Origin of the sequence: Citrobacter sp. Cpa228 (genome assembly GCF_030333085.1) — a bacterium.
Lineage (GTDB): Bacteria > Pseudomonadota > Gammaproteobacteria > Enterobacterales > Enterobacteriaceae > Citrobacter > Citrobacter pasteurii.
On record NZ_JAOWGQ010000053.1, the window covers coordinates 235,597 to 261,883 of the forward strand.

The 26,287-nt window shown below is 51.7% G+C and carries 27 protein-coding genes and 1 pseudogene; 15 read left to right on the forward strand and 13 right to left on the reverse strand.

Translation table 11 applies throughout. The features are described from left to right. The first annotated feature begins 317 nt into the window (after positions 1–317). The 5 genes from OGX91_RS17180 to OGX91_RS17200 are packed head-to-tail and all read left to right on the forward strand — an operon-like array spanning position 318 to position 3,396. On the forward strand, positions 318–743 hold the full coding sequence (locus OGX91_RS17180) for a PPC domain-containing DNA-binding protein (RefSeq protein WP_005123323.1): 426 nt from the start codon (positions 318–320) through the stop codon (positions 741–743). Positions 744–767: 24 nt separating this feature from the next. After that, a complete protein-coding gene (locus tag OGX91_RS17185; protein ID WP_003027040.1) occupies positions 768–1,346 on the forward strand; it encodes an ECF transporter S component in 579 nt (192 codons plus the stop codon). Then, positions 1,347–2,054 (forward strand): energy-coupling factor transporter transmembrane component T, encoded by a 708-nt coding sequence (locus tag OGX91_RS17190; protein ID WP_061547623.1) that lies wholly within the window; start codon positions 1,347–1,349, stop codon positions 2,052–2,054. Beyond that, entirely contained in the window at positions 2,042–2,719 is a 678-nt protein-coding gene (locus OGX91_RS17195) for an ABC transporter ATP-binding protein (protein WP_286626961.1), read from the forward strand. Before OGX91_RS17190 ends, OGX91_RS17195 begins: the two co-directional genes overlap by 13 nt. Beyond that, positions 2,713–3,396 carry an ABC transporter ATP-binding protein gene (locus OGX91_RS17200; protein ID WP_040232111.1) on the forward strand — a complete coding sequence of 228 codons (684 nt, stop codon included), beginning with the start codon at positions 2,713–2,715 and terminating at the stop codon, positions 3,394–3,396. Before OGX91_RS17195 ends, OGX91_RS17200 begins: the two co-directional genes overlap by 7 nt. Here OGX91_RS17200 and OGX91_RS17205 read toward each other — a convergent pair. From OGX91_RS17205 to tkt, 7 genes are all read right to left on the reverse strand, one after another. Then, positions 3,353–4,063, reverse strand: a complete 711-nt coding sequence (locus OGX91_RS17205) for a nucleoside/nucleotide kinase family protein (protein WP_040232110.1) — start codon at positions 4,061–4,063, stop codon at positions 3,353–3,355. The two genes, OGX91_RS17200 and OGX91_RS17205, sit on opposite strands and share 44 nt — an antisense overlap. Continuing rightward, positions 4,060–4,569, reverse strand: a complete 510-nt coding sequence (locus OGX91_RS17210; protein WP_040232109.1) for an MltR family transcriptional regulator — start codon at positions 4,567–4,569, stop codon at positions 4,060–4,062. The genes OGX91_RS17205 and OGX91_RS17210 overlap by 4 nt, the downstream gene beginning before the upstream one ends. Positions 4,570–4,584: 15 nt before the next feature. Then, a complete protein-coding gene (gene glpX, locus OGX91_RS17215; RefSeq protein ID WP_286626963.1) occupies positions 4,585–5,556 on the reverse strand; it encodes a class II fructose-bisphosphatase in 972 nt (323 codons plus the stop codon). Further along, on the reverse strand, positions 5,553–6,830 hold the full coding sequence (locus OGX91_RS17220; RefSeq protein WP_286626965.1) for a zinc-binding dehydrogenase: 1,278 nt from the start codon (positions 6,828–6,830) through the stop codon (positions 5,553–5,555). Before OGX91_RS17220 ends, glpX begins: the two co-directional genes overlap by 4 nt. Before the next feature lie 24 nt (positions 6,831–6,854). Continuing rightward, positions 6,855–8,234: a PTS mannitol transporter subunit IIBC gene (locus OGX91_RS17225; protein ID WP_286626966.1), complete on the reverse strand. Its 1,380-nt coding sequence runs from the start codon at positions 8,232–8,234 to the stop codon at positions 6,855–6,857. A 27-nt stretch (positions 8,235–8,261) separates the two neighbouring features. After that, the gene (gene cmtB / locus OGX91_RS17230; RefSeq protein WP_149692367.1) at positions 8,262–8,705 is read right to left on the reverse strand and encodes a PTS mannitol transporter subunit IIA; all 444 of its coding nucleotides are present in this window, start codon (positions 8,703–8,705) and stop codon (positions 8,262–8,264) included. A 315-nt stretch (positions 8,706–9,020) separates the two neighbouring features. Next, positions 9,021–11,012, reverse strand: coding sequence for a transketolase (gene tkt, locus OGX91_RS17235; protein WP_286626968.1), 1,992 nt, complete (start codon positions 11,010–11,012; stop codon positions 9,021–9,023). Positions 11,013–11,291: 279 nt separating this feature from the next. Here tkt and loiP point away from each other — a divergent pair, with 279 nt between their 5' ends. After that, complete coding sequence (gene loiP, locus OGX91_RS17240; RefSeq protein ID WP_005123315.1) at positions 11,292–12,050, forward strand: metalloprotease LoiP; 759 nt, start codon at positions 11,292–11,294, stop codon at positions 12,048–12,050. 196 nt (positions 12,051–12,246) lie between these two features. On the opposite strand, the gene speB is transcribed toward loiP, so the two are convergent. The 4 genes from speB to yqgG all read right to left on the reverse strand — a co-directional run bounded on the left by speB (position 12,247) and on the right by yqgG (position 15,654). After that, positions 12,247–13,167, reverse strand: a complete 921-nt coding sequence (speB, locus tag OGX91_RS17245; RefSeq protein WP_005123314.1) for an agmatinase — start codon at positions 13,165–13,167, stop codon at positions 12,247–12,249. A 142-nt stretch (positions 13,168–13,309) separates the two neighbouring features. Beyond that, positions 13,310–15,286 carry a biosynthetic arginine decarboxylase gene (gene speA / locus OGX91_RS17250; RefSeq protein WP_072041463.1) on the reverse strand — a complete coding sequence of 659 codons (1,977 nt, stop codon included), beginning with the start codon at positions 15,284–15,286 and terminating at the stop codon, positions 13,310–13,312. Beyond that, positions 15,279–15,425 (reverse strand): acid stress response protein YqgB, encoded by a 147-nt coding sequence (gene yqgB, locus OGX91_RS17255; protein ID WP_005123310.1) that lies wholly within the window; start codon positions 15,423–15,425, stop codon positions 15,279–15,281. The genes speA and yqgB overlap by 8 nt, the downstream gene beginning before the upstream one ends. A gap of 91 nt (positions 15,426–15,516) precedes the next feature. Then, the gene (gene yqgG / locus OGX91_RS17260) at positions 15,517–15,654 is read right to left on the reverse strand and encodes a small protein YqgG (protein ID WP_269149342.1); all 138 of its coding nucleotides are present in this window, start codon (positions 15,652–15,654) and stop codon (positions 15,517–15,519) included. A 418-nt stretch (positions 15,655–16,072) separates the two neighbouring features. On the opposite strand from yqgG, the gene metK reads away from it, so the two are divergent. The 8 genes from metK (at position 16,073) to ruvX (ending at position 23,328) form a co-directional block, all read left to right on the forward strand. Beyond that, a complete protein-coding gene (gene metK, locus OGX91_RS17265; protein WP_005123306.1) occupies positions 16,073–17,227 on the forward strand; it encodes a methionine adenosyltransferase in 1,155 nt (384 codons plus the stop codon). A gap of 401 nt (positions 17,228–17,628) precedes the next feature. Continuing rightward, entirely contained in the window at positions 17,629–19,023 is a 1,395-nt protein-coding gene (gene galP, locus OGX91_RS17270; protein ID WP_286626970.1) for a galactose/proton symporter, read from the forward strand. Between the two features lie 77 nt (positions 19,024–19,100). Next, positions 19,101–19,598: a SprT family zinc-dependent metalloprotease gene (locus OGX91_RS17275; RefSeq protein WP_286626971.1), complete on the forward strand. Its 498-nt coding sequence runs from the start codon at positions 19,101–19,103 to the stop codon at positions 19,596–19,598. 94 nt (positions 19,599–19,692) lie between these two features. Further along, complete coding sequence (gene endA, locus OGX91_RS17280) at positions 19,693–20,400, forward strand: deoxyribonuclease I (protein ID WP_005123302.1); 708 nt, start codon at positions 19,693–19,695, stop codon at positions 20,398–20,400. A 74-nt stretch (positions 20,401–20,474) separates the two neighbouring features. Next, positions 20,475–21,206: a 16S rRNA (uracil(1498)-N(3))-methyltransferase gene (rsmE, locus tag OGX91_RS17285; RefSeq protein ID WP_040232093.1), complete on the forward strand. Its 732-nt coding sequence runs from the start codon at positions 20,475–20,477 to the stop codon at positions 21,204–21,206. 19 nt (positions 21,207–21,225) lie between these two features. Then, entirely contained in the window at positions 21,226–22,173 is a 948-nt protein-coding gene (gene gshB, locus OGX91_RS17290) for a glutathione synthase (protein ID WP_005123297.1), read from the forward strand. 175 nt (positions 22,174–22,348) lie between these two features. Next, positions 22,349–22,912: a YqgE/AlgH family protein gene (locus OGX91_RS17295; protein WP_286626974.1), complete on the forward strand. Its 564-nt coding sequence runs from the start codon at positions 22,349–22,351 to the stop codon at positions 22,910–22,912. Beyond that, a complete protein-coding gene (gene ruvX / locus OGX91_RS17300; protein ID WP_006686843.1) occupies positions 22,912–23,328 on the forward strand; it encodes a Holliday junction resolvase RuvX in 417 nt (138 codons plus the stop codon). The genes OGX91_RS17295 and ruvX overlap by 1 nt, the downstream gene beginning before the upstream one ends. On the opposite strand, the pseudogene OGX91_RS17305 reads toward ruvX, so the two are convergent. Continuing rightward, a pseudogene (locus OGX91_RS17305) lies at positions 23,325–24,266 on the reverse strand (type IV pilus twitching motility protein PilT); the annotation flags it as partial. The gene ruvX and the pseudogene OGX91_RS17305 sit on opposite strands and share 4 nt — an antisense overlap. Before the next feature lie 118 nt (positions 24,267–24,384). Next, positions 24,385–24,960: a recombinase family protein gene (locus OGX91_RS17310; protein WP_286627038.1), complete on the reverse strand. Its 576-nt coding sequence runs from the start codon at positions 24,958–24,960 to the stop codon at positions 24,385–24,387. A 220-nt stretch (positions 24,961–25,180) separates the two neighbouring features. On the opposite strand from OGX91_RS17310, the gene OGX91_RS17315 reads away from it, so the two are divergent. Then, complete coding sequence (locus tag OGX91_RS17315; RefSeq protein WP_286626976.1) at positions 25,181–26,287, forward strand: hypothetical protein; 1,107 nt, start codon at positions 25,181–25,183, stop codon at positions 26,285–26,287.

A 26,287-nucleotide genomic window follows, 5' to 3' on the forward strand; every position in this document is an offset into this window, starting at 1 on the left:
CGCTCAGGGAAACCTTACCTGTCGCAAACTGCGACTAATTGGTTAATTGTCGAACATTTAGTCTACTGAAACGCTTCAGCTAGAATAAGCGAAACGAGGAATAAAAGGAATGATTGTCCAGCAACAGAACACAGTTATCTGACTTACGTCACATTTTAATGTCCTTCAACACGACTTTTATTCCATATTCCAGAATTACGAATAACCGTAGCAAGATTATTTCGTTGCCATGTCACAAATCCTGATTAATATCAGAAAGCTCCCTAAACCGCGTCTATATTATCAGCGCAACGTCCGAGTCTCGGAGTCCCTCAACTATGGCAACATTCTATCCCCAACCATCTGAAGCTCGCTTTCATGCGCTGCGTTTATTACCGGGCCAGGAAGTCTTTTCAGCGCTACACGCGTTTATCCAGCAGCATCAACTACAGGCAGCCTGGATAGCGGGTTGCACCGGCAGTTTGACCAATATTGCTCTGCGCTTCGCCGGACGTGAAGAAACCACACTACTTACGGGTACGTGGGAAATTATCTCTCTGAACGGCACGCTGGAACTTACCGGCGAGCATCTCCATCTGGCGGTTGCTGACCCACGCGGCGCAATGCTGGGCGGGCACATGATGCCGGGCTGTACCGTGCGAACCACGCTGGAACTGGTGATTGGCGAGTTGACGTCTCTGGCATTCAGCCGTCAGCCCTGCGCCGTTTCCGGTTATGACGAACTGGTTATTTCATCCCGCTAACGCTTCACTTATACGAGGTCTTTTATGGCGCGTCGCCAATTTTCCAGCCAGTCTCTGGTACTTATTGTCATTGCTATCGCCATCAACATGGTCGGTGGGCAGCTTATCAGCATGTTGAAATTGCCTATTTTTCTCGACTCGATTGGCACGTTGATCAGCGCGGTGCTGTTAGGCCCGGTCGTGGGGATGCTAACCGGATTACTCACTAATCTGTTGTGGGGGTTACTGACCGATCCGATCGCCGCCGCCTTTGCGCCCGTCGCCATGGTTATTGGACTGGTCGCCGGTTGGCTGGCACGGGCGGGATGGTTTCGCACCTTACCCAAAGTCGTGGTCAGCGGCGTAATTATCACGCTTGCCGTGACCCTCGTTGCCGTGCCGATTCGCACGACTCTGTTCGGCGGTGTCACTGGCAGCGGCGCGGATCTTTTTGTCGCCTGGATGCACTCGGTCGGTCAGAACCTGGTTGAGTCCGTCGCCATCACCGTCATCGGAGCGAATCTGGTCGATAAAATCCTCACGGCAATCATCGTCTGGGTGCTGCTGCGACAACTTCCGCTGCGCACCACGCGCCATTTCCCTACGATGTCTGCCGTGCGCTAAATGCATCCGTTTACGTCGTTAACTCTGTGGGCGCTTGCCGCCTGCTCCACGCTCCTGCTGCCAGCCGGAGTGCCGCTCAGCTTGTACAGCGCCGCGACGTTTGTCGGTTTGCTATGTATGAAGGCTACGCGGTCGCGGGCGAAATACGTACTCTGGCTGATGATCCCCTTAGGACTGGGGCTATGGCTGGTACACGGCGGATGGCTTACCGAGTGGATTAGCGGGCAGCCGCGCACTCCAGAACGCTGGGGCGATGCCGTTACGCTCTGGCTGCGGATCCTGGCCATTGTGTCGACATCGCAGATGTGGATGCAGTACGTGCCGGTTGCGCGCTTTATGCGCGCCCTGTTTGCTTCTCGCCTGCCGCCAGGCGTTGCCTATCTGTTCGCAGGCCCGCTGCTGGTGGTTGAACAACTCAAACGCCAATTGGCGATTATTCACGAGGCTCAGCGCGCACGCGGCGTACCGCTGGATGAGTCCTGGTACCAACGTTTACGCGCTATGCCGGCATTGATTGTGCCGCTCACCCATAACGCGCTCAATGACTTGGCCGTTCGCGGTGCAGCGCTCGATATGCGGGGATTTCGCCTGCATCGCACTCGCACCACGCTATGGGCGCCGCCAGACAGCACCTTACAACGTCTGGCCCGCTACGGTATGGTGGTTCTGATGGCAGTTGAGACAGGAATCTGGATATGGTTACGTTAGAGCAGTTTCGCTATATTCCGACGCACGCTATGCGGCCATCCGCCTGTTACGATTTCCATTACGCCAGGCCTGGTATGGTGGCTATTTTTGGTGAGAACGGCAGCGGGAAAAGTACGCTGGCACAGCTGATGGCTGGCTGGTACCCCGACTTCCTTCCGGGAGAAATTGAGGGCACTGGTACGCTACTGGGTAATCCCATCGGGCAACTATCGCTGGTCGAGCAGTCGAGTACCATCCAGCTTGTGCAGCAGTCACCTTACCTGCAGCTTTCAGGTTGTACTTTCAGCGTGGAAGAAGAAGTGGCGTTTGGCCCGGAAAACCTCTGTCTGGACGAGGCTGAAATTATGCAGCGCATAGATGCCGCCCTGACGCTGACGGAATGTCAGCCCCTGCGTCATCGTCATCCCGGCACCCTTTCCGGCGGGGAAACCCAGCGGGTAGTCATTGCCAGCGCACTCGCCATGCAGCCGAAAATATTGATTCTGGATGAAGCGTTCAGTCGCCTGACGGCGCAAGCCACGGCAATGCTGCTGGCGCGACTGCAACAGTGGGCACAGGAACAGCATGCTTTGGTAATACTTTTCGAACGCAACCCTTCACCTTTTCTCAGCTACTGCCAGCAGGCATGGCAGCAGCGCGACGGAGCATTGTCACCACTATGCTAACGCTAAACCAGGTCAGTTATCGCTGGCCGAACGCCGCCGATGACTGTTTACGCAATATTTCGCTGGAACTCCAGGAGGGGGAATGGCTGGCACTAACGGGCGATAATGGCGCAGGAAAATCCACGCTTTTGCGCATCATGGCCGGGCTACTGACGCCTTCATCCGGCACAATAACCCTGCAGAGCCGTCCGATTGCGCAACTGAAAAACCGGGAGCGTGCCAGGGTGCTCGGCGTCCTGTTTCAGGAAGCTGAAAATCAACTTTTTCACAGCAAGGTGGCAGAGGAAGTGGCTTTTGGATTACGGCTACAGAAGCATCCGGCGACTGAAATTGCGCAACGCACGATGGCGGCGCTGCGATTATGTCAATTAGAGGATGTCGCCGACGCGCACCCGCTCGATCTGCATACTGCACAGCGACGTATGGTTGCCGTCGCCAGTCTGGAAGCCCTCGAACCTGCTATTCTACTGCTGGATGAGCCCAGCCGGGACTTTGATGCGCACTGGCTTGGCGTCTTCGAAAACTGGCTGGCAGTGTGTCGTACGCGTGGCGCCAGCGTTGTAGCGATCAGTCATGACGCTGCATTTACGCAGCGCCATTTTTCGCGCGTAGTACGGCTACACAACAAAAATCTCATGCCGTCCGATATGCCCCCTCAAGCGTCATCTCCAGCATAAGGTCTGCTGGCAGGCTATCTTCCAGCACCCGACGAACATTCGGTCCGTCGGTACGCTCATAAAATGCCTCAGCGTCAACTTGTGAGAGTCCGCCAGCCAGTTTACGGCCTACCAGTCGCGTACGCAGCGCATTGGCTGGAGCGCGAATAAACAACGAGTAATCACAAAACTCAGCTAACGCTCGCCATCTTTCATCATCGCGCAATAGCCAGTTTCCCTCCACAATCACCATCGGCGCAGTCACCCGTATGGCCTCTTCGACCGGATCGTGTTTTTGCCGATCGTATTGCGGCCAGAAGCCTTCCCCTTCCCTTATCTGGCGTAGATTCTGCGCAAGCTTATCCACATCAAAGGTTTCCGGCGCACCTTTGTATGTCCGCAGATTATGGGCATCCAGCCAGTTGTTGTAGTGATGGAAGCCATCCATCGGCAGCGTCTGGATCTTCGGCAGACAAGGATCCTGAGCGCAGAGATATTCCCAGAAGGTGGTCAGCGTCGATTTACCCGTACCCGGTGGCGCGCAGAGAAAAACTATCGTACGTCGCTGCGGGTTAGCGGCCTGTATTTTTGCCAGTTGCTGTAATAACGGTTTGTGGACGTTCTCTATCTCATCATCATGGTAATGTGCTTCAACCTGGAGCCCATTCACCGTTAGTTCGATTTTCACGGCGTTAATTCCTTTAAAATCGCCGTCACCGCCAGCGTCATTGCCGTCTTGACCATTGCGCTAAAGCGCACCTCGGACCACGCAGCAAAGTCGGCAAATTTCATTGACTCCAGCGCGCCGTAGAGCGTTGCGTTGCGGGTAATACTGTTCACGTTGCTAACAAAATCCCAGGTGATGTCATCGGCAAAACCGGGGATAGTATCCTGCCCGTTTAAGTACTGATAAAACTGGGAAAAATGGGTGATATCGGCGTAAAGCCATTTATCCATTTTTCCCAGCGCATAAATCAGACGTAGCGCAACGTCGATATCGTCAAGCGGTCCACTCTGGGCGAGCAACGGCTTCACTGCATATTCCACGATCTCTTCATCGTTATTAACGAACAGCGACGGCAGAAAGCGCTTAATGCCCTGGAGCAAAATGTTATGTGCCGTCGTCATAAACGAAAGTAAATTATTTTGAGCATCCAGTTGCTCAAGCACATCGTCTTCTGTCAGCGTCGTCATTAGTTACCCGATAAATCACCATGAATGCAGAGAGTCTATTATATTACACGTTCGATCCGCGCCGCCGATCAGTAAAGTTTGCGTGCGCACACCATTCGCAACCTGTTGGATCCCTTTCACAAGATCGCCGCCCGTAACACCCGTCGCGCTGAAGAGGATCTTATTTCCCCCTACCAGTTCGTCGAGCGCATAGATACGGTTGATCTCAACGCCCATTTCCATGCAGCGCTGACGTTCCTGTGCCGCAATCAGACGATTATCTGCGCTATCACCTTTCGCCTCGCAAAAATCAATCAGTTCAGCCTGCATGTCGCCCCCCAGCGCTTTAACTGCGCAAGCTGAAATAACCCCTTCAGGTGCCCCGCCAATGGTGTACATCAGGTCATAGGGATTTTCCTGCATACAGGCCAACACGCTGGCAGCCACATCGCCATCGGGCAGCGCAAAGACTTTGACGCCCAGTCGTGTCGCTTCGGCAATCGCCGGTTGAAGACGCGGTTTATCCAGCGTCACCATCCGCAGTCGCTCCAGCGGTTTGCCCAGTGCCTCAGCCACATTGCGCAGATTGTCTGCCAACGGCAGTGCCAGATTAATCGCCCCTTTTGCATACCGATTAACAACCAGTTTTTTCATGTACATATCAGGGGCGTGTAACAAACTGCCGCGAGGGGCAAACGCCATGACAGCCAGCGCATTGCATTGCCCCATCGCCACCATTCGTGTGCCTTCAATAGGATCGACGGCGATATCGACCTCAGGTCCGGCGCCGGTTCCCACTTCCTCACCAATCCACAGCATCGGGGCACGATCAATCTCCCCTTCGCCAATGACGATTCGCCCGCGGATGGCAATACTGTTCAATGCTTCGCGCATTGCCGTCACGGCCAGACCATCAATCTTGTTTTTATCGCCGCACCCGGTTTGCGGCCAGGCTGCCAGCGCAGCCTGCTCCGTGATACGAAATAGCGGCCATGCCAGCGACATCATATCGCCGCCTCCCCGATATCAACGCCGAAGTGTGCCAGCAGGTATTTTTCTGCCTTTTCATTCCAGATGCCGTGAGTTTCCTCCACCAGCAGCGCCAGCTCTTTGAATAATGGGTCAGTTTTCCCTTTCTCGGCAAAATCAGCAATAGCGGTTAGCGGCATGGTAACGCCGTTATAAATCAGCTTTTTACCGCCGGGAATTGCCGGTAAATTCAATACGGTTTCCGGAACCGCATCAAGGCCGCCAATGTGCGTTACCATAAACGACGGCTGTAGCTGTCCGGTTGCACTGAGTGCAATAGCCTCTTTCATATCATCCGTTGATCCACCGGAGGTCCCGACCACGTGAGTGCTGTTGTAGTGCACGTTATAAAAATTAAACGGCACTTTGAAGTTGCTGTCCGTCGGCCCGGCAAAGAAATTCAGGCAACCATCTTCCGCAAGTAAATCGTCAGCCATTTCAATGACGGCTGGCACTGCCGCATACACAAAGACATCATCAAAACCTGCGTCATTGGTAAGGGCGCGCAGCATCACGGTCGGAGAGTCCATGCCGGAGGTATTCACATAGATAAGCTCAATCCCTTTTTCTGCCGCCAGCTCAATCGGCAACAGTTTTTTAGCCTGCGCCAGTCGTGCTTCATCAATGTCAACCACCACCACGCGTGACGGCTGAATACTGCCGTTAATGGCATAATCTATTGCGCCGATACCCATCGGCCCGGCGCAGGCCAGAAGCGCAATGCTTCCCCCCGGCTTAATCCCCATGCGATGCTCATAAACGTAAGGCGTGGTATGAAAATTCGCGTTATACGCACCAATAATGCAGCACATCGGCTCTGCCAATGAGGCGGCGGCAAAATAAGAGCCGTGGTAAGGTAAAACGCATCCCAGGTTAATCGCCACTTCCGGGATAATCATATATGTCGCATTGCCGCCAAAATATTCGTAGCTGTATCCCGCGGAATATCCACTTGGCAATCCCATCGCGGGTTGCAACACAAAACGCTGACCTTTCTTATATTTATCCGTCAGTTTTTTTCCTACCTCAACAATGATACCTGCACATTCATGTCCGGTAATAACCGGATGATTTTCCAGATCGTCCGGTACGCGTTTATGATCGCTCCCCAATGCCGCCGCTTTCCAGGTGGATAAACATACGCTATCGGATATTACGCTTACTAACAATTCGTTATCTGTAATTTCAGGCAGATCAAATTCGCGGATACGAATATCCTGCTTGCCATATATGGCAGCCACTTTCGTTTTCATACTTACTCCCAAAATAGAAGAAGGCTAGTTCGCAGTAATGCGTTTAAATAAATCGTCCAACAATGGATCACCAATATAGTTCTTAATCAGGACTAATGGTTTTTCACTCACTCGTTTAACACGGCCTTCAAGACTGGCATGGGTAACAATAATATCGGCATCTTGCGGAACGTTTTCGATAGCATAGTGCGTCACATTAATCGCATACCCGGCTTTTTCCAGACGTTTACGAAACGTGGTAGCCCCCATCGCACTGGAACCCATTCCCGCGTCACACACAAAAGCGACGCGTTTAATATTTTTATAAGAGAACTTACCTTCCTGCTTCATCGCTTTGACGGTTCTGGCTGATTCAGCAAAGTCATCCTCACTTTCCGTTTCTACGCTCTTTTCCATTTTCAGGATTACAGAGGTAATCACAAAAGTAACAACGGTTCCCGCTGTAACGCCTGCAATGGTCGCGAGGAAAGAACCTTTTGGCGTTAATGCCAGATAGGCGAATATTGATCCTGGGCTCGGTCCTGCAACCAACCCACCGTCCAGCAGGTGAAATACCCACGTCCCGGTCATTCCCCCGGCAATCATCCCAATCAGGGTTAAAGGCTTCATCAGCACATACGGGAAATACAGTTCATGAATACCACCGAGGAAGTGGATAATCATGGCGCCTGGCGCGGATTTTTTACTCATCCCTTTGCCAAAGATGGCAAAGCCGAGTAACAGGCCTAATCCCGGCCCCGGGTTGGATGCCACCATGAAGAAAATCGATTTTCCCGTTTCAGAGGCTTGCTGCATTCCCAACGGATAATAGACGCCCTGATCGATAGCATTATTCAGAAAGAGGATTTTCGCAGGCTCATTGATTACAGATAGCAACGGCAGATAACCTGCATGAACCAACGCTTCAATACACTCCTTCACAAAATTATTGGCAATGAGAACCGCCGGGCCAATAACTTCGAACCCCAGCAAACATAAGAGCATTCCCGCAATACCCAGGGAGAAGTTATTGATAACCATCTCGAAACCAGCGGGGATGCGTTTTTCCAGCAGGCGGTCGATATGCTTAATCACCCAGCCGCCAAGCGGCCCCATCACCATCGCGCCAAGGAACATTGGGATATCCGCGCCCACAATAACGCCAATAGAACCAATGCCTCCCATTACCGCGCCACGTTTTCCGCCAACCAGATGCCCCCCTGTGGAGCCAATCATGACGGGCAGTAAATAGGTAATCATCGGACCGACAATTTTGGCGAAATGCTCATTCGGCATCCAACCGGTAGGAATAAACAATGCGGTTATAAAACCCCAGGCAATAAAGGCACCGATATTGGGAATGACCATTGCAGTCAAAAACCCACCAAAAGCCTGGACTTTGGCACGAGCAGACTTGTTTTCCATAATAATATCCTGAAAGGAAACGATGAATTATGCGAAGGCGATAATATCCGCCAGTTGTTTTTCTGATTTAGCCGCTAACAAAGCGGTTAGCGCTTCCTCTTCACATAATAATTCGCTTAAGGCCTGAATAGCGCCAATGTGAGAGTCAGCATTTGCCGCCGACAACCCGATTAATAATTTGATACCTTCATCATCATCGGCAAATTTCACTTCCTGTTTAAGAAGCGTTAATGACATTCCGGTTTTTAACGCGCCACATTCCGGCCGAGCGTGTGGCATGGCGACGCCAGGCGCTAAAATATAATAAGGGCCATTGTTAATCGTTGAGTCTTTGATCGCCTGAATATAATCTGAATTGACATAATGATTGGCGAGTAAGGATGACATAGAAAAGTCAATTGCTTCCTGCCAGTTCTTTGCTGAATCTTTTATTGAGATAGATGATTCGGGAAAGTAATCAATCAACCGCATACATTTTCCTTATTTTATTATTAGGGTACGAGTTAGCGTTAAAAATAAAATACGCGTGCGGCAACATGGAATCAATCGAGGGGGGAAATACGTATGGTGCGGAATGTCTTTTCGTGAAGTCTTTAAAAACAATGAATTGAGACATTAAAAATAAAAAGCAACACTAATTGCGTGACTCATGCTGCAAATATCAAATAACACTAAATATCACATTTGTGATACGGATCTACAATTACAGGTTGCGCGGAGTAAATTAAATTCAATCAAATTAAAAAACGGGCCGCCTGAGCGACCCGTTTTCACCTGTAATCGAAATTACAGCAGTTCTTTTGCTTTCGCGACTACGTTGTCGACGGTGAAGCCGAACTCTTCAAACAGCAGTTCTGCCGGTGCAGACTCACCGAAGGTGGTCATCCCGACGATTGCGCCATTCAGACCCACGTATTTGAACCAGTAGTCCGCAATGCCTGCTTCGATAGCGACGCGAGCAGAGACGGCTTTCGGCAGTACGGATTCACGGTAAGCCGCATCCTGCTTGTCGAATGCATCGGTAGACGGCATGGAAACCACACGCGCTTTCACGCCTTCAGCGGTCAGTTTGTCCCACGCAGCCACAGCCAGTTCAACTTCAGAACCAGTAGCGATGAAGATCAGTTCCGGCTGACCGTCGCAGTCTTTCAGCACGTAACCACCGCGAGCGATGTTTGCCAGTTGCTCGGCGGTACGTTCCTGCTGCGCCAGGTTCTGGCGAGAGAGGATCAGCGCGGTCGGGCCGTCCTGACGTTCAACGCCGTATTTCCACGCAACGGCGGATTCAACCTGGTCACACGGACGCCATGTGCTCATGTTCGGGGTCACACGCAGAGAAGCAACCTGCTCTACCGGCTGGTGAGTCGGGCCATCTTCGCCCAGACCGATGGAGTCGTGGGTATAGACCATCACCTGACGCTGTTTCATCAGCGCAGCCATACGCACCGCGTTACGGGCATATTCCACGAACATCAGGAAGGTAGAGGTGTACGGCAGGAAACCACCGTGCAGGGAAATACCGTTTGCGATAGCGGTCATACCGAATTCACGTACACCGTAATGGATGTAATTACCGGCAGTATCTTCGTTGATGGCCTTAGAACCAGACCACAGAGTCAGGTTAGAAGGTGCCAGGTCAGCGGAGCCGCCGAGGAATTCAGGCAGCAAAGGACCGAAGGCTTCAATCGCGTTCTGAGACGCTTTACGGCTGGCGATTTTCGCCGGATTAGCCTGCAGCTTAGCAATGAACTCGTTGGCTTTCGCGTCGAAGTCAGACGGCATTTCACCTTTCATACGACGGGTGAATTCAGCAGCTTCCTGCGGGAAAGCGTTGGCATAAGCAGCGAACTTCTCGTTCCATGCGGCTTCTTTTGCCTGGCCGGCTTCTTTCGCATCCCACTGTGCGTAGATTTCAGACGGGATTTCGAACGGCGCGTATTTCCAGCCCAGCTGTTCGCGGGTCAGTGCGATTTCTGCATCGCCCAGCGGCGCACCGTGAGAGTCGTGAGTACCGGCTTTGTTCGGGGAACCGAAACCGATGATGGTTTTGCACATCAGCAGGGACGGTTTGTCAGTCACTGCGCGTGCTTCTTCAACGGCGCGTTTAATCGCGTCAGCATCGTGACCATCTACGCCACGAACCACATGCCAGCCGTAAGCTTCGAAACGCTTCGCGGTGTCATCGGTGAACCAGCCTTCAACGTGACCATCGATAGAGATGCCATTGTCATCATAGAACGCAACCAGTTTACCCAGTTTCAGCGTACCGGCCAGGGAGCATACCTCGTGAGAGATACCTTCCATCATGCAGCCGTCGCCCATGAACGCATAGGTGAAGTGGTCAACGATGTCGTGACCAGGACGGTTAAACTGCGCCGCCAGCGTTTTTTCAGCGATAGCCATACCCACTGCATTCGCAATGCCCTGACCCAGAGGACCGGTCGTGGTTTCAACACCCGCGGTGTAACCCACTTCAGGGTGACCCGGCGTTTTGGAGTGCAGCTGACGGAAGTTCTGCAGCTCGGACATCGGCAGATCATAGCCGGTGAGGTGCAGCAGGCTGTAAATCAGCATTGAACCGTGGCCGTTAGACAGCACGAAGCGGTCACGGTCAGCCCAGGACGGGTTAGTCGGGTTGTGGTTCAGGAAATCACGCCACAGGACTTCGGCAATGTCAGCCATACCCATCGGGGCACCCGGGTGACCGGATTTGGCTTTCTGTACTGCGTCCATGCTCAGCGCACGAATAGCATTGGCAAGCTCTTTACGTGAGGACATTTTGACTCCAGATCGGATAATGAAGGCCACGCCCTAAACGACTTGACGACAGCGCGTTTTGGGCTACGCCGGAAAAAAGTGCCAACAATGTAACCCAAGCCGCGTGTCATGTACATGGAGCATCCTTTTACCGCTTCAGAAATCTCTGGATCATGCGCGCAAGTTGCGCAATCTTCTCGCCCGCTTATTGTTCTTTTCTTTATACTTAGGCCGAGCGTCGGTTCACCTGTAAACGACGCATTTTTTAGAATAATCCAGACCTTGTGCGGAAGAGAAAAAATGAAAATTCGCGCTTTACTGCTTGCTACGAGCATGGCAGCGGCTTTGACCGGCTGCCAGAACATGGACTCAAACGGGCTACTTTCCTCAGGCGCAGAGGCTTTTCAGGCCTACAGTCTGAGCGATGCGCAGGTAAAAGCGCTGAGCGATCAGGCCTGTAAAGATATGGACAGCAAGGCTACTATCGCCCCGAGCGGCAGCGAGTATGCTACGCGCCTTGGCAAAATAGCCGCCGCGCTTGGCGATAACATTAACGGCCAGCCGGTGAACTACAAAGTGTATATGGCGAAAGATGTGAATGCCTTTGCCATGGCGAACGGCTGTATTCGTGTATACAGCGGCCTGATGGATATGATGACCGACAACGAAGTCGAAGCGGTGATCGGCCACGAAATGGGTCACGTTGCGCTGGGTCACGTGAAAAAAGGGATGCAGGTTGCGCTGGGTACGAACGCCGTGCGGGCAGCTGCGGCTTCCGCTGGCGGGATTGTCGGCAGCCTGTCGCAATCGCAATTGGGCGATCTTGGCGAGAAACTGGTGAACTCGCAGTTCTCCCAGCGTCAGGAATCCGAGGCGGATGATTACTCGTATGATCTGTTGCGCAAACGTGGGATCAACCCGGCTGGCTTAGCCACCAGTTTTGAGAAACTGGCAAAACTGGAAGCAGGACGCCAAAGCTCAATGTTTGACGATCACCCGGCATCCGCAGAACGTGCGCAACATATTCGCGATCGCATGAGCGCAGACGGGATCAAATAATCTTCGAACAGTGTCGGATGGCGGCGCAAACGCCTTATCCGGCCTACAGAATGACAAATTTAGTCCAGCGATCGGGCGTTATTGGCGAAGCCAGTTTGAGACCGGACAGCGCACAGCCACCGGAGCGTACACGTAGTACGTGAGGATGGCGAGCACTGCCCGGGTTCAAAATGGCGAGTAAAATAGCCCGAAACCGTTACTCGCCTTTTTTCGCCGCCTGGATATAGAGCATTTCTAATGCCAGCGTTGCCGCCGCCAGTGCGGTGATCTCTGACTGATCGTAGGCCGGAGCCACTTCAACGACATCCATCCCGACGATGTTCAGATCTTTCAGACCACGTACCAGTTTAATCGCGCGATCGGAAGTCAGGCCGCCGATCACTGGCGTACCGGTACCTGGGGCAAACGCCGGATCCAGACAGTCGATATCAAAAGTCAGATACACCGGCATATCGCCAACGATCTGCTTAACCTGGGCGATAATGTCATCTACGCCGCGATCGTTGACCTGGCACGCATCCAGCACGGTAAAGCCGTTGTCTTTGTCGAACTCGGTACGAATACCGATCTGCACAGAGTGATTCGGATCGATCAGACCTTCGTTCGGCGCAGTGTAGAACATGGTGCCATGGTCGAATTCACAGCCGTTAGCGTAGGTGTCGGTGTGGGCATCAAAGTGCACCAGCGCCATTTTACCAAAGTGCTTCGCGTGCGCGCGCAGCAGCGGCAACGTAACAAAGTGGTCGCCGCCAAAGGAGAGCATACGCTTACCGGCAGACAGCAGCTTCTCAGCATGCGCCTGCAGTTTTTCACTCATTTCACGGGCATCGCCGAACGCATAAACCAGATCGCCGCAGTCCACCACATTCAGGCGCTCGCGCATATCGAAGTTCCACGGGAAGCGGTTGTGTTCCCAGGCCAGGTTGGTAGACACCTGACGGATCGCCGCAGGACCATGGCGACCACCCGCGCGACCTGACGTTGCCATATCAAACGGTACGCCGGTGATCACCCAATCGGCGTCGCTGTCGTAAGGCATGAAGTTCATCGGCAGACGCAAAAAACCAAAGGCGTTAGAAACCAGGGAGTTGTCGTATTGATGACCTAAGGTGCTCATGTACTGACCTCTTATAAAATCGGTGAAAAAAAATCCCCTCCGCGTCGTTAAGCCCGACGAGGAAGGGATTGATTTACGAGACTACTTGTATGGGCGAATTATCGCCGTTAATTTGCCCAGGTTCAAGCGAACCCGAGCAGCCTTACTCGTCTTCGAGATAAGTGTATCCGTACAACCCTGCTTCGAACTCTTCGAGGAATTGCTGTTGCAGCTCAGCATCCAGATCGGTTTTTTTCACCTGGTCACGGAACTGCGTCAGCAGAGTGTTCGGATCCAACTGCACATACTGCAGCATATCCGCCACGGTATCGCCTTCATCAGAAAGCTCTACTTCCACGCTGCCGTCAGGGAAGACGAACACGTCAACCGCTTCGGTATCGCCGAACAGGTTGTGCATGTTACCGAGGATCTCCTGATACGCCCCCACCATAAAGAAGCCCAGCATCGGCGGGTTTTCCGGGTCGTATTCCGGCATCGGCATGGTCGTCGCAATCCCGTCGCCGTCAACGTAATGGTCGATAGCACCATCGGAGTCACAGGTAATGTCCAATAGCACCGCACGACGCTCTGGCACCTGATTCAGTCCTTCGAGCGGCAGTACCGGGAACAGCTGATCGATCCCCCATGCATCCGGCATCGACTGGAACAGGGAGAAGTTGACGTAGATCTTATCCGCCATACGCTCTTGCAGCTCGTCGATAATCGGACGGTGCGCGCGGTTGCTCGGGTCGAGCTGTTTCTGCACGTCATGGCACATGTTCAGATAGAGCTGCTCTGCCCACGCACGCTCCTGCAGACTGAAGGAGCCTGAAGAGTAGCCCACATGTATATCATGCAGATCCATCTGGCTGTCGTGCAGCCATTCGCGCAGCGAACGACGGGTTCCCGGCTCGTGCATCTCTTGCCAGGTTTCCCACATGCTTTGCAGGGCGCGCGGAGCATCTTCAGCCGGAGGTGTGGCTTCGGTGTGTTCGCTACGCTCAACGCCGATAATGTTCGACACCAGCACAGTATGATGCGCGGTCACCGCGCGACCAGACTCGGTGATGACCGTCGGATGCGGCAGACCATGTTCTTCACAAGCATCGCCAATGGCCCAAATGATATTGTTCGCGTATTCGTTCAGACCGTAGTTTACGGAGCAGTCAGACTGCGAACGGGTACCTTCGTAGTCCACGCCCAGACCACCGCCAACGTCGAAGCACTGGATATTCACGCCCAGCTTGTGCAGCTCAACGTAGAAACGCGCTGATTCACGTACGCCGGTGGCAATATCACGAATGTTCGCCATCTGCGAGCCGAGGTGGAAGTGCAGCAACTGAATGCTGTCCAGACGACCGCGCTCGCGCAGAATTTCCACCAGTTGCAGCACCTGATTCGCCGCCAGGCCGAATTTTGATTTCTCGCCGCCGGAGGACTGCCACTTGCCGGACCCCTGCGATGCCAGACGCGCACGCACGCCCAGACGCGGAACCACATTCAGACGTTCAGCTTCATCCAGCACGATAGCGATTTCAGACATCTTCTCGATGACCAGATAGACCTTATGGCCCATCTTCTCGCCAATCAACGCCAGACGGATGTATTCACGGTCTTTATAGCCGTTACACACGATCACGCTACGGGTCATTCCGGCATGGGCCAAAACGGCCATCAGTTCAGCTTTGGAACCGGCTTCCAGCCCCAGCGGTTCGCCGGAGTGGATCAGCGATTCAATCACGCGACGATGCTGGTTGACCTTGATCGGGTAAACGAGGAAATAGTCGCCGTTGTAACCGTAAGATTCACGGGCGCGTTTAAACGCGGCGTTAATCGAACGCAGTCGGTGTTGCAGGATCTGCGGGAAGCAGAATAATGCAGGCAGACGCTGGCCCTGCGCTTCACGGGCTTTCACCAACTCAGCAAGGTCAACGCGCGCTTCTGGTACGTCCGGATCCGGGCACACGCTGATGTGGCCCAGCTCATTGACGTCATAGTAGTTATTACCCCACCAGGCAATATTGTAAGTACGCAGCATCTTGCTGGCTTCCTCGGAACTCATTGCAACCTCCTGCATGGAGCGTAGTACACCGTGTTCGCCTGCTGACGAAGGCGAACCCAAAGAAATGTCGTCAGACATAGCGAACCTCAATTTTATTAACAAGTGTAAAACAGTTGACTACTATCGCAATCCATAGACGCGATAACAACCCAAATACAGGCAGAATTTCCAGCAGATAGTGCTGACGCTCCGACTGTGCGACCGGTTTCTTTTTCATATCAATGTAAACACGTAACCGAACTTAATGCTGACGGTTCGGCGAAACCACGAGAAAACTCTTGTTTACCAAGAGCGCCCTTGTTCAGTTCTTAGTGACCGTTACCGGCTCTTGAGTCCTGAGAAGCGCCGAGATGGGTATAACATCGGCAGGTATGCAAGATGCAGATTGCGGGGGACATATGTACACCAGAACGGTGCGACAGATTCAGCAGAATACAACGGTTCATTATCTCGTATCACCTCCACGGTTGCTCCTGACGGAACGAACCCACAAGCCAAAGCTAAAGTGTTAACCCGGCTGGAAGTGGCAACACGATGAAAACGTCGTGTGCTTTTGTATGAGCCGCGCGCCGCGTTTTATACCCATAAGGAAGTCAAAAAGCAAAAGATAAATGCGCGCATTGCCAGCACCGTCAGGAAAAATTTCCAGTTACATTTTCAGTACAATGCGACCTCAATCAAAAAAAGCTGGAAATCAGGCGAAGAACTGTCCTAAAATAGCCGTCCAGATGTTAATCCATCTATACCGATTAACACTCAGACTGCCAGTGTCCGTCATCTGCAGACTCATGGTAGAATCTTCTACACATGGCTATTCCACTCGACAGTTTGAGCTAACTAAATATTCCTTAGGTGAAATTAAATATGGCAAAACACCTTTTTACGTCCGAGTCCGTATCAGAAGGGCATCCTGACAAAATCGCTGACCAAATCTCTGATGCCGTGCTGGATGCAATCCTCGAGCAGGATCCGAAAGCACGCGTAGCCTGCGAAACCTATGTCAAAACCGGTATGGTTTTAGTTGGCGGTGAGATCACTACCAGCGCCTGGGTAGATATCGAAGAGATCACGCGTAACACGGTTCGCGAAATTGGCTATGTGCATTCCGACATGGGCTTTGACGCCAACTCTTGCGCGGTTCTGAGCGCCATCGGTAAGCAGTCTCCGGATATCAACCAGGGTGTTGACCGCGCGGATCCGCTGGAACAAGGCGCTGGTGACCAGGGCCTGATGTTTGGTTATGCAACCAATGAAACCGACGTGCTGATGCCTGCGCCAATCACCTACGCGCATCGTCTGGTACAGCGTCAGGCTGAAGTACGCAAAAACGGTACTCTGCCGTGGCTGCGCCCGGATGCAAAAAGCCAGGTCACTTTCCAGTATGACGACGGTAAAATTGTAGGTATTGATGCCGTGGTTCTGTCGACTCAGCATGCTGAAGATATCGACCAGAAATCTCTGCAAGAAGCCGTCATGGAAGAGATCATCAAGCCGGTACTGCCGACTGAATGGCTGACTGCTGCGACCAAATTCTTCATCAACCCGACGGGTCGTTTTGTGATCGGCGGCCCGATGGGCGACTGTGGCCTGACAGGTCGTAAAATCATCGTTGATACCTACGGCGGCATGGCGCGTCACGGCGGCGGCGCATTCTCCGGTAAAGATCCGTCTAAAGTTGACCGTTCTGCGGCCTACGCTGCACGCTATGTGGCAAAAAATATCGTCGCTGCAGGTCTTGCAGACCGTTGTGAGATTCAGGTTTCCTATGCTATCGGCGTGGCTGAGCCGACCTCTATCATGGTTGAAACCTTTGGTACCGAAAAAGTACCTTCAGAACAGCTGACCCTGCTGGTGCGCGAGTTCTTCGACCTGCGTCCGTATGGCCTGATTCAGATGCTGGATCTGCTGCACCCGATCTACAAAGAAACCGCAGCTTACGGTCACTTTGGCCGCGAACATTTCCCATGGGAAAAAACCGACAAGGCGCAGTTGCTGCGTGACGCTGCCGGTCTGAAGTAATTAACTGAAGACTGTCCGCTTAGTAAGACCAGCCTCGTGCTGGTCTTTTTTTACACCCCAATTTCCCCCCTACACCTCGTCACCTGAACAATGCAGTGAAGCTTTCCTTTTAACAATAATGGAAGCGATTACATAGCTCCGTTTTTCTATCCACAACAAGTTAACATCTCTTTTCCGTCAAGCTTGCGCCAATGTTACATTACTTTTCAGGATTGTCTTAATTTCAGGCAATTAACCATATTCAGTCGTATCATAAAGTGTTAATTTTCAAACAGTTAATTAATATTAGTTATGAATGCTAGTGTAACCGATTACACTAATGTGATGTGATTCGCATTTTTTTACCCCGTACTCACCTACCCTTAACATCAACAAAACTAGCTACCCAACCGGAGGGCATCATGCCTGACTATAAAAAAGCGGGGCGTTCCAACAAAGCCATGACATTCTTTGTCTGCTTCCTTGCCGCCCTGGCAGGATTACTTTTTGGCCTGGATATCGGTGTTATTGCCGGAGCTTTACCGTTCATCACCGACGAGTTCCAAATTACCCCCCACACTCAGGAATGGGTGGTGAGTTCGATGATGTTTGGTGCTGCCGTGGGTGCCGTTGGCAGCGGTTGGCTCTCCTTCAAACTGGGTCGTAAAAAGAGTCTGATGATCGGCGCAATCCTGTTTGTTGCCGGTTCACTGTTCTCTGCCGCGGCGCCTAACGTGGAAGTACTGCTGGTTTCTCGCGTACTGCTGGGCCTGGCTGTCGGCGTTGCGTCTTACACCGCGCCGCTGTACCTGTCTGAAATTGCCCCGGAAAAAATTCGCGGCAGCATGATCTCCATGTATCAGTTGATGATCACCATCGGTATTTTGGGTGCGTATCTTTCCGATACCGCGTTTAGCTACAGCGGCGCATGGCGCTGGATGCTGGGCGTTATCATCATCCCGGCGTTATTACTGCTGGTTGGCGTTATCTTCCTGCCGGACAGCCCGCGCTGGTTTGCTGCTAAACGTCGCTTTGTCGATGCCGAGCGCGTCCTGTTGCGTCTGCGTGACACCAGCGCAGAAGCCAAACGCGAGCTGGATGAAATCCGTGAAAGCCTGCAGGTAAAACAGAGTGGCTGGGCGCTGTTTAAAGAAAACAGCAACTTCCGCCGCGCGGTGTTCCTGGGCGTACTGTTACAGGTGATGCAGCAGTTCACCGGGATGAACGTCATCATGTATTACGCACCAAAAATCTTTGAGCTGGCGGGTTACACCAACACCACCGAACAGATGTGGGGGACGGTTATTGTTGGTCTGACCAACGTGCTGGCAACCTTTATCGCCATTGGTCTGGTTGACCGCTGGGGCCGCAAACCTACACTGATCCTCGGCTTTATCGTCATGGCCGTCGGTATGGGCGTGCTGGGTACGATGATGCACGTGGGCATTCACTCGGCAGCCGCGCAATACTTCGCTGTACTGATGCTGCTGATGTTTATCGTTGGTTTCGCCATGAGTGCCGGTCCGCTGATTTGGGTACTGTGCTCTGAAATTCAGCCGCTGAAAGGCCGCGACTTCGGTATCACCTGCTCTACCGCAACCAACTGGATTGCCAATATGATTGTCGGCGCAACCTTCCTGACGATGCTGAACTCGCTGGGCAGCGCCAATACTTTCTGGGTCTACGGTGGTCTGAACGTCCTGTTCATCTTCCTGACCCTGTGGCTGATACCTGAAACTAAAAATGTCTCTCTGGAACACATTGAACGTAACCTGATGAAAGGTCGTAAACTGCGCGAAATTGGCGCACACGACTAATCACGAAAAGCTTCCTCCCCCGCGGGAGGAAGCCTTCCTCTTGCAGTCCCTTCCCTGTCGCACTATCCTCTGGCGCTATGAAAACCTCCCGTCTCCCTATCGCCATCCAGCAAGCCGTTATGCGCAGCCTGCGGGAAAAACTCGCTCAGGCCAACCTCAAGCTCGAACGCAATTACCCGGAGCCAAAGCTGGTTTACCAACAGCGCGGCACCGCCGCGGGTACCGCGTGGCTACAAACCTACGAAATTCGTCTGAACCCCGTCCTGCTGATGGAGAACGTTGACGCGTTCATTAACGAAGTGGTGCCCCATGAACTGGCGCATTTACTGGTGTGGAAATACTTTGGCCGCGTGCCGCCGCACGGCAAAGAGTGGAAATGGATGATGGAGAGCGTGCTGGGCGTGCCAGCCCGACGTACGCATCAGTTCGAACTGCAATCCGTGCAGCGTAAGACCTTTACTTACCGCTGCAAGTGTCAGGAACACCAACTGACCGTACGCCGCCATAACCGCGTGATACGCGGCGAAGCCACCTACCGCTGCGTTCACTGCGGCGAACCACTGATTGCGGAATAATCTTCAGAATTATCAGGAACTTTTCTGATCCAGCTGATTGCATACAGGAACAACTTTCGCTACGTTGCGGGCTCGTTTTGACACGGAGCTCGTGATGTACCGTAATCTTTCTTTTGCAGCAGCCTTGTTGGCCGCTGCGTTCTCAGGCACGGTGTTCGCCGAAGGTATCAACAGTTTTTCTCAGGCAAAAGCCGCTGGCGTCAAAGTTAACGCCGATGCGCCAGGCGATTTCTATTGTGGTTGCAAAATTAACTGGCAAGGCAAAAAAGGGGTCGTGGACCTCGAATCCTGCGGCTATAAAGTGCGAAAAAACGAAAACCGCGCCAGTCGAATTGAATGGGAACACGTTGTCCCCGCCTGGCAATTTGGCCATCAGCGCCAGTGCTGGCAGGACGGAGGGCGTAAAAACTGTGCGAAGGATCCGGTCTATCGCAAGATGGAAAGTGATATGCATAACCTGCAGCCTGCGGTAGGTGAAGTGAATGGCGATCGCGCAAACTTTATGTACAGCCAGTGGAACGGCGGCGAAGGCCAGTATGGACAGTGCGCGATGAAGGTTGATTTCAAAGAGAAAGTTGCCGAGCCGCCTGCCCGCGCCCGTGGCGCCATCGCGCGTACCTATTTTTATATGCGCGACCAGTACAACCTGACGCTCTCCCGCCAGCAAACCCAGCTTTTTAACGCCTGGAATAAGCTGTATCCGGTCACCGACTGGGAGTGTGAGCGCGACGAACGCATCGCGAAGGTACAGGGGAATCATAACCCCTATGTGCAACGCGCTTGCCAGGCGCAAAAGAGCTAACCTACACTAGCGGCAATATTTTTAACCATGCCCTGGCCTGTTGCAGCCCAGGGCCATGACGCGGATGTTTAACTATGCGCATTCCTCGCATTTATCACCCACAGCCACTCGCTTCCGGTAGCCAAATTTCACTATGTGAAGATGCTGCCAACCATATCGGCCGCGTACTACGTATGGGGCCAGGCCAGGCGCTACAGCTGTTTGATGGCAGCAATCAGGTATTCGACGCCGAAATTACCCATGCCAGTAAGAAAAGCGTGGAAGTGAAGGTGCTTAACGCTGAACCCGACGATCGGGAATCGCCGTTGCATATCCACCTGGGCCAGGTGATGTCGCGCGGTGAAAAAATGGAATTTACTATCCAGAAATCGATCGAACTGGGTGTAAGCCTCATTACGCCACTTTTTTCTGAGCGTTGCGGCGTTAAACTGGACAATGAACGCCTGAACAAGAAGCTCCAGCAGTGGCAGAAAATCGCCATTGCCGCCTGCGAACAGTGCGGTCGTAATCGGGTGCCTGAAATTCGCCCGGCAATGGATCTGGAAGCATGGTGCGCAGAACAGGACGAAGGACTGAAGCTCAATCTGCATCCTCGCGCCAGCGCCAGCATCAACACGCTGCCGCTCCCGGTGGAGCGCATCCGCTTGCTGATTGGCCCGGAAGGTGGGTTGTCGGCAGATGAAATTGCCATGACCGCACGGTATCAGTTTACTGATATTCTGTTAGGACCTCGCGTTCTGCGTACTGAGACAACTGCGCTCACCGCCATTACCGCGCTACAGGTGCGTTTTGGCGATCTGGGCTAAGGCATAAACGGAGAAGAACATGATCAAGCTCGGCATCGTGATGGATCCCATCGCAAGCATTAACATCAAGAAAGATTCCAGCTTCGCTATGCTGCTGGAAGCACAACGTCGCGGTTATGAACTTCACTATATGGAGATGGCCGATCTTTATCTTATCAACGGTGAAGCCCGCGCCCATACGCGTACCCTGAGCGTAGAGCAGAACTACGACAAATGGTATGAATTTAAGAGCGAACAGGATCTCCCGCTGGCAGACCTGGACGTTATTCTGATGCGTAAGGATCCGCCGTTTGATACCGAGTTCATCTACGCGACCTATATTCTGGAACGTGCAGAAGAGAAAGGAACGCTGATCGTCAACAAACCGCAGAGCCTGCGCGATTGCAACGAAAAGCTGTTCACCGCATGGTTTGCCGACCTGACGCCGGAAACGCTGGTCACGCGTAACAAAGCGCAACTGAAAGCCTTCTGGCAAAAACACAACGACATCATTCTCAAACCGCTGGACGGCATGGGCGGGGCCTCTATTTTCCGCGTGAAGGAAGGCGATCCAAACCTTGGCGTTATTGCGGAAACGCTGACCGAGCACGGTACCCGCTACTGCATGGCGCAGAACTATCTGCCAGCCATTAAAGACGGCGATAAACGCGTGCTGGTGGTCGATGGCGAACCTGTTCCATATTGCCTGGCGCGTATTCCACAGGGCGGAGAAACCCGTGGCAACCTGGCCGCAGGTGGTCGTGGCGAGCCGCGTCCATTAACCGACAGTGACTGGGAAATTGCCCGTCGCATAGGGCCGACGCTGAAAGCGAAAGGTTTGATTTTTGTCGGTCTGGATATCATTGGCGATCGTCTGACGGAAATTAACGTCACCAGCCCAACCTGTATTCGCGAGATTGAAGCGGAGTTCCCGGTTTCGATTACCGGTATGCTGATGGACGCCATTGAGGCCCGTCTGCAGAAGTAAATACGTTGCCGGATGGCGACGACTTCGCGTCTAATCCGGCCTACAATTGCACCCCGTAGGCCGGATTAGGCAAAGCCGACATCCGGCAAGCTATTTTCAGAGGGTGACATCTTCGCACTTTGCCCACATACTGGGCGCTGTTGCTTTTTTGAACCAGGAAACAGAACCTCTGACAATGAATTTACAGCATCACTTTCTAATTGCCATGCCTGCTCTCCAGGATCCAATTTTCCGCCGTTCCGTGGTGTATATCTGCGAACACAATGAGAACGGAGCAATGGGGATTATCGTCAATAAGCCTCTGGAAAACTTACAAATTGAAGGGATTCTGGAAAAGCTGAAGATTACTCCAGAAGAACGCGATCCGGCCATTCGTCTGGATAAGCCCGTGATGCTCGGCGGCCCGCTGGCAGAAGACCGTGGATTTATTCTCCATACCCCACCGTCGCGCTTTGCGTCCAGTATTCGCATTTCTGATAACACCATCATCACAATTTCCCGCGATGTATTAGAAACGCTGGGCACGCAGGAGCAACCGTCCGAAGTGCTGGTGGCATTAGGCTATTCATCATGGGAAAAAGGCCAACTGGAACAAGAGCTACTGGATAACGCCTGGCTCACCGCCCCCGCCGATCTCAACATTTTGTTTAAAACACCGATCGCCGATCGCTGGCGCGATGCGGCAAAACTTATCGGCATAGATATTCAGACCATGCCCGGCGTGGCGGGGCATGCCTGATGAGCGGAACATTACTCTCTTTTGATTTTGGTACGAAAAGTATTGGCGTCGCCGTGGGTCAGCGCATTACCGGCACCGCCAGGCCGTTGCCTGCCATCAAAGCGCAGGACGGTACGCCAGACTGGAATCTGATTGAACGTCTGCTGAAAGAGTGGCAACCGGACGAAATCATTGTCGGCCTGCCGCTCAACATGGATGGCACCGAACAACCCCTTACCGCGCGCGCGCGTAAATTCGCCAACCGCATTCATGGCCGCTTTGGTGTAACCGTAACGCTACACGATGAACGTTTGAGCACCGTCGAAGCCCGCTCAGGCCTGTTTGAACAGGGTGGATACCGCGCGCTGAATAAAGGCAAAGTGGACTCCGCTTCTGCCGTTATTATCCTTGAAAGCTATTTCGAGCAGGGCTATTAAAGCCGCCCCTGCGCCTGGCGCTGCTGCAAACTTTGTGCAAACGTCTGCATACCTGTCTGCTGCCCGGTTTGTATCACGCCGGGTAGCTGATGCGTTTTCCCTTCGCGGATCAAATTGCCCACGGCGGGCGTGTTGACGAGCAGTTCGAATAGCGCCACGCGTCCCCCCTGCTTATCCTCCTCCAGTTTTTGCGAAAGCACCGCCCGCAGGCTATCCGCCAGTTGATTACGCACGGGATCTTTCTCTGTTGCTGCAAAGGAATCCACCAGCCGCGCGATGGCCTGTGCCGCACCTCGCGTATGTAACGTTGCCAGCACCAGATGTCCGGTCTCCGCCGCCGTCAATGCCAGCCGAATGGTTTCCACGTCGCGCAGCTCGCCCAGCAAAATAACGTCGGGATCTTCGCGTAGCGCACCGCGCAAACCGGCGGCAAAAGAGGTGCAGTGTACGCCCACCTCCCGCTGTTGAATCAGACAACGTCGGCTGGTGTAGCGATATTCAATAGGATCTTCCAGCGTCAGAATATGCCCCTCAATGTGTTGATTGAGATAGTTCACCATCGCCGCCAGGGTCGTAGATTTACCGCTGCCGGTAGCGCCCGTCACCAGAATCAATCCGTTTTCACTGTGCAGCAGTTCAGGTATGACCGCGGGAGGCTGGAGATCGTCTAAAAGAGGACATTCCAGCGGTAGCAGTCTTAGCGCCAGCGACATTCCCTGTTGATGGGTAAATGCGCTGGCGCGCAGCCGTCGGGAGTCCATTAGGGTAACGGCAAAATCAATCTGCCCTTGCTCCCGCCACTGTACCTGTTGTTGCTCACTGAGCCAGCACATCAGCAGATTCTCTACGTCAGGCGCGGTAAACGGTGCGCTTTCGACTTTTCCCCGCCTGCGCCAACGCGCAGGCCATGCATTGCACAGGTGTAGATCCGACGCATTAAGGAAGTTAAGAACACTAAAAAAGCAAAAAGCCTCTTACATCAATAATTCAGGGATATCGAAAGGATTCTGAAAGTACTAAACTATCAGAATCCTTTCCCTACCCCCTTCCGCTATATCAGCTCTCAATACTGCCAGTACTGACAAGCATTTCTTTCTTCACGCGAAACACCGTAGCCCTGCCACAATCGCACAGCTTTGCGATCTCGTCTGGTGTGTTCTTCCCGGCTTGAAGCATATCAATGATTTTACTGTGTAACTCCTTGTTCTTTTGCTTACCCTTGTACTTCTTAGCCTCTTTGGCAAGGGCTATCCCCTCGTTGCGGCGTGATGCAATCATACCCCGCTCAAACTCGGCAACAGCCCCCATCATGGTTAGAATCAAGCGGGATTGAGGGGAGTTATCAAAACTCATTGAGTTAGCAAGGAACTTAACAGTGATCCCACGCTCAACGAGGGTATCAATCATTTCCAGTAAATCGCGGGTATTACGTGCGAGGCGATCAATGGAATGGGTAACGAGGGTGTCACCTTCGCGGAGGTGAGAAAGCAGGTTCAACAATTCAGGTCTTTCGCTGGTGGATTTCCCTGATTCTTTCTCCGTAACAATTTTGTCACAAATAGGTTCCAGTACTGCTAACTGACGCTCAAGATTCTGATCCTTTGTTGAGACTCTCGCGTAACCAAAAATCATTTCCCTGCCCTCACCGCCGATAAGTATCATTTAAGTTAACCGAATGATACAGTATCATTTAAATCAGATCAATGTATAAATGATACTAAGAAAGACAACAAAACTGAGTATCGTTAGGGAGTACCCATAAAAGACTAAAGTACTTAATAAGTTTAAAAAATGTTTCTGGAAAGAAGAAATATGAAGTAGGATCAGCATAATATATAAAAAAAGGAATTAGATGATGTTAATACCAGAACAATTCAAGTGGTTCACGTCACTTGCTACCAGATTTGGTGTGGAAAATATTTTCTTTGTAAATAAGAACTATAAAATTATAATTGAGAAGGCAGATATATTCCAGAAAAAACAATATCTTGGAGAAAAGACGCAATGTAGATACTGTCAAGCCTTTAACATGAATGTTGATTCAATAAGAAGGAAACTTAATGACGGAGAAATAAGTATAGAAGATGTATCTTCTTTCAAAAAAATTGCTCATTCCCTTCCTACCTTTATTGGTAATGCTAATATTATTTCTAAAGATGAATGTGATACTTGCAATGAAAAATTTAGTCTATTTGAAAATAATTTAGTAGACTTCCTTGGAATAGCAAGGACTACTAATAAAATTCGTGGTAGAAATGGCATACCTAAATTTAAGAATACTAAAAACGAGTTTGTTGATATTTCTGAAGGCGACCTAATAATAGGAACAACTGAAGATAGTGAAATGTATGAGGAGAATAATGATTCTATAACAATCACTACAGTGAAAAAATATATTCCAATTGAAGTGCATAAATGTTTTGTCAAAATGGCTTTATCTGTTCTTCCTGTCGAAGACCTTAAGGATTTTTCTAAAACAATAAAATGGCTATTGGGTGAGGAAATATTAGATGAAAGTTATTCCAAACAACTTTATGTGATCCAAACTAAGTGGCCTGTAAAAAATACTTACCCAGCCGTTATTATAGATATCTATAAAAGAAACGACGAAAACATTGATTTGCCATATATGTTTGCAAGAGTATGCTTTAGTAATTATGCATTCCAATTCCCCATTCCTTTGTGCTCAATGGATAAATTAGTAAACAATTTTAATTTACCAACGGTAATTAAGCATGAAACCCCTTTCCAAGAATTGTTGACCGATAATAATTTATGGAAAACAATACTCAATGATACAAGCATAAGCAAAATTAATTTATCAAGCACAGAGCTTAAAGAAGAGATTGATAAGCAATGCTTCAGAAAAACAGAAGGAAAATCCTCTATTAATTTAGAGGATCTACCCGAGCATGTTATTGATTACATTAAGCAAAAAAATCTTACCATAAAAACATAA

Excerpts from the sequence above, each read along its gene's own strand:
- OGX91_RS17295 (WP_286626974.1), top strand. The coding sequence starts at position 22,349 with ATGAATTTACAGCATCACTTTCTAATTGCCATGCCTGCTCTCCAGGAT.
- yqgB (WP_005123310.1), bottom strand. The coding sequence starts at position 15,425 with ATGAAAAAGAAACCGGTCGCACAGTCGGAGCGTCAGCACTATCTGCTG.
- OGX91_RS17220 (WP_286626965.1), bottom strand. The coding sequence starts at position 6,830 with ATGAAAACGAAAGTGGCTGCCATATATGGCAAGCAGGATATTCGTATC.
- glpX (WP_286626963.1), bottom strand. The coding sequence starts at position 5,556 with ATGATGTCGCTGGCATGGCCGCTATTTCGTATCACGGAGCAGGCTGCG.
- metK (WP_005123306.1), top strand. The coding sequence starts at position 16,073 with ATGGCAAAACACCTTTTTACGTCCGAGTCCGTATCAGAAGGGCATCCT.
- OGX91_RS17210 (WP_040232109.1), bottom strand. The coding sequence starts at position 4,569 with ATGACGACGCTGACAGAAGACGATGTGCTTGAGCAACTGGATGCTCAA.
- cmtB (WP_149692367.1), bottom strand. The coding sequence starts at position 8,705 with ATGCGGTTGATTGATTACTTTCCCGAATCATCTATCTCAATAAAAGAT.
- ruvX (WP_006686843.1), top strand. The coding sequence starts at position 22,912 with ATGAGCGGAACATTACTCTCTTTTGATTTTGGTACGAAAAGTATTGGC.
- yqgG (WP_269149342.1), bottom strand. The coding sequence starts at position 15,654 with ATGAACCGTTGTATTCTGCTGAATCTGTCGCACCGTTCTGGTGTACAT.
- tkt (WP_286626968.1), bottom strand. The coding sequence starts at position 11,012 with ATGTCCTCACGTAAAGAGCTTGCCAATGCTATTCGTGCGCTGAGCATG.
- speA (WP_072041463.1), bottom strand. The coding sequence starts at position 15,286 with ATGTCTGACGACATTTCTTTGGGTTCGCCTTCGTCAGCAGGCGAACAC.
- endA (WP_005123302.1), top strand. The coding sequence starts at position 19,693 with ATGTACCGTAATCTTTCTTTTGCAGCAGCCTTGTTGGCCGCTGCGTTC.
- speB (WP_005123314.1), bottom strand. The coding sequence starts at position 13,167 with ATGAGCACCTTAGGTCATCAATACGACAACTCCCTGGTTTCTAACGCC.
- OGX91_RS17180 (WP_005123323.1), top strand. The coding sequence starts at position 318 with ATGGCAACATTCTATCCCCAACCATCTGAAGCTCGCTTTCATGCGCTG.
- rsmE (WP_040232093.1), top strand. The coding sequence starts at position 20,475 with ATGCGCATTCCTCGCATTTATCACCCACAGCCACTCGCTTCCGGTAGC.
- galP (WP_286626970.1), top strand. The coding sequence starts at position 17,629 with ATGCCTGACTATAAAAAAGCGGGGCGTTCCAACAAAGCCATGACATTC.
- OGX91_RS17200 (WP_040232111.1), top strand. The coding sequence starts at position 2,713 with ATGCTAACGCTAAACCAGGTCAGTTATCGCTGGCCGAACGCCGCCGAT.
- OGX91_RS17315 (WP_286626976.1), top strand. The coding sequence starts at position 25,181 with ATGATGTTAATACCAGAACAATTCAAGTGGTTCACGTCACTTGCTACC.
- gshB (WP_005123297.1), top strand. The coding sequence starts at position 21,226 with ATGATCAAGCTCGGCATCGTGATGGATCCCATCGCAAGCATTAACATC.
- OGX91_RS17275 (WP_286626971.1), top strand. The coding sequence starts at position 19,101 with ATGAAAACCTCCCGTCTCCCTATCGCCATCCAGCAAGCCGTTATGCGC.
- loiP (WP_005123315.1), top strand. The coding sequence starts at position 11,292 with ATGAAAATTCGCGCTTTACTGCTTGCTACGAGCATGGCAGCGGCTTTG.
- OGX91_RS17185 (WP_003027040.1), top strand. The coding sequence starts at position 768 with ATGGCGCGTCGCCAATTTTCCAGCCAGTCTCTGGTACTTATTGTCATT.
- OGX91_RS17190 (WP_061547623.1), top strand. The coding sequence starts at position 1,347 with ATGCATCCGTTTACGTCGTTAACTCTGTGGGCGCTTGCCGCCTGCTCC.
- OGX91_RS17195 (WP_286626961.1), top strand. The coding sequence starts at position 2,042 with ATGGTTACGTTAGAGCAGTTTCGCTATATTCCGACGCACGCTATGCGG.
- OGX91_RS17225 (WP_286626966.1), bottom strand. The coding sequence starts at position 8,234 with ATGGAAAACAAGTCTGCTCGTGCCAAAGTCCAGGCTTTTGGTGGGTTT.
- OGX91_RS17310 (WP_286627038.1), bottom strand. The coding sequence starts at position 24,960 with ATGATTTTTGGTTACGCGAGAGTCTCAACAAAGGATCAGAATCTTGAG.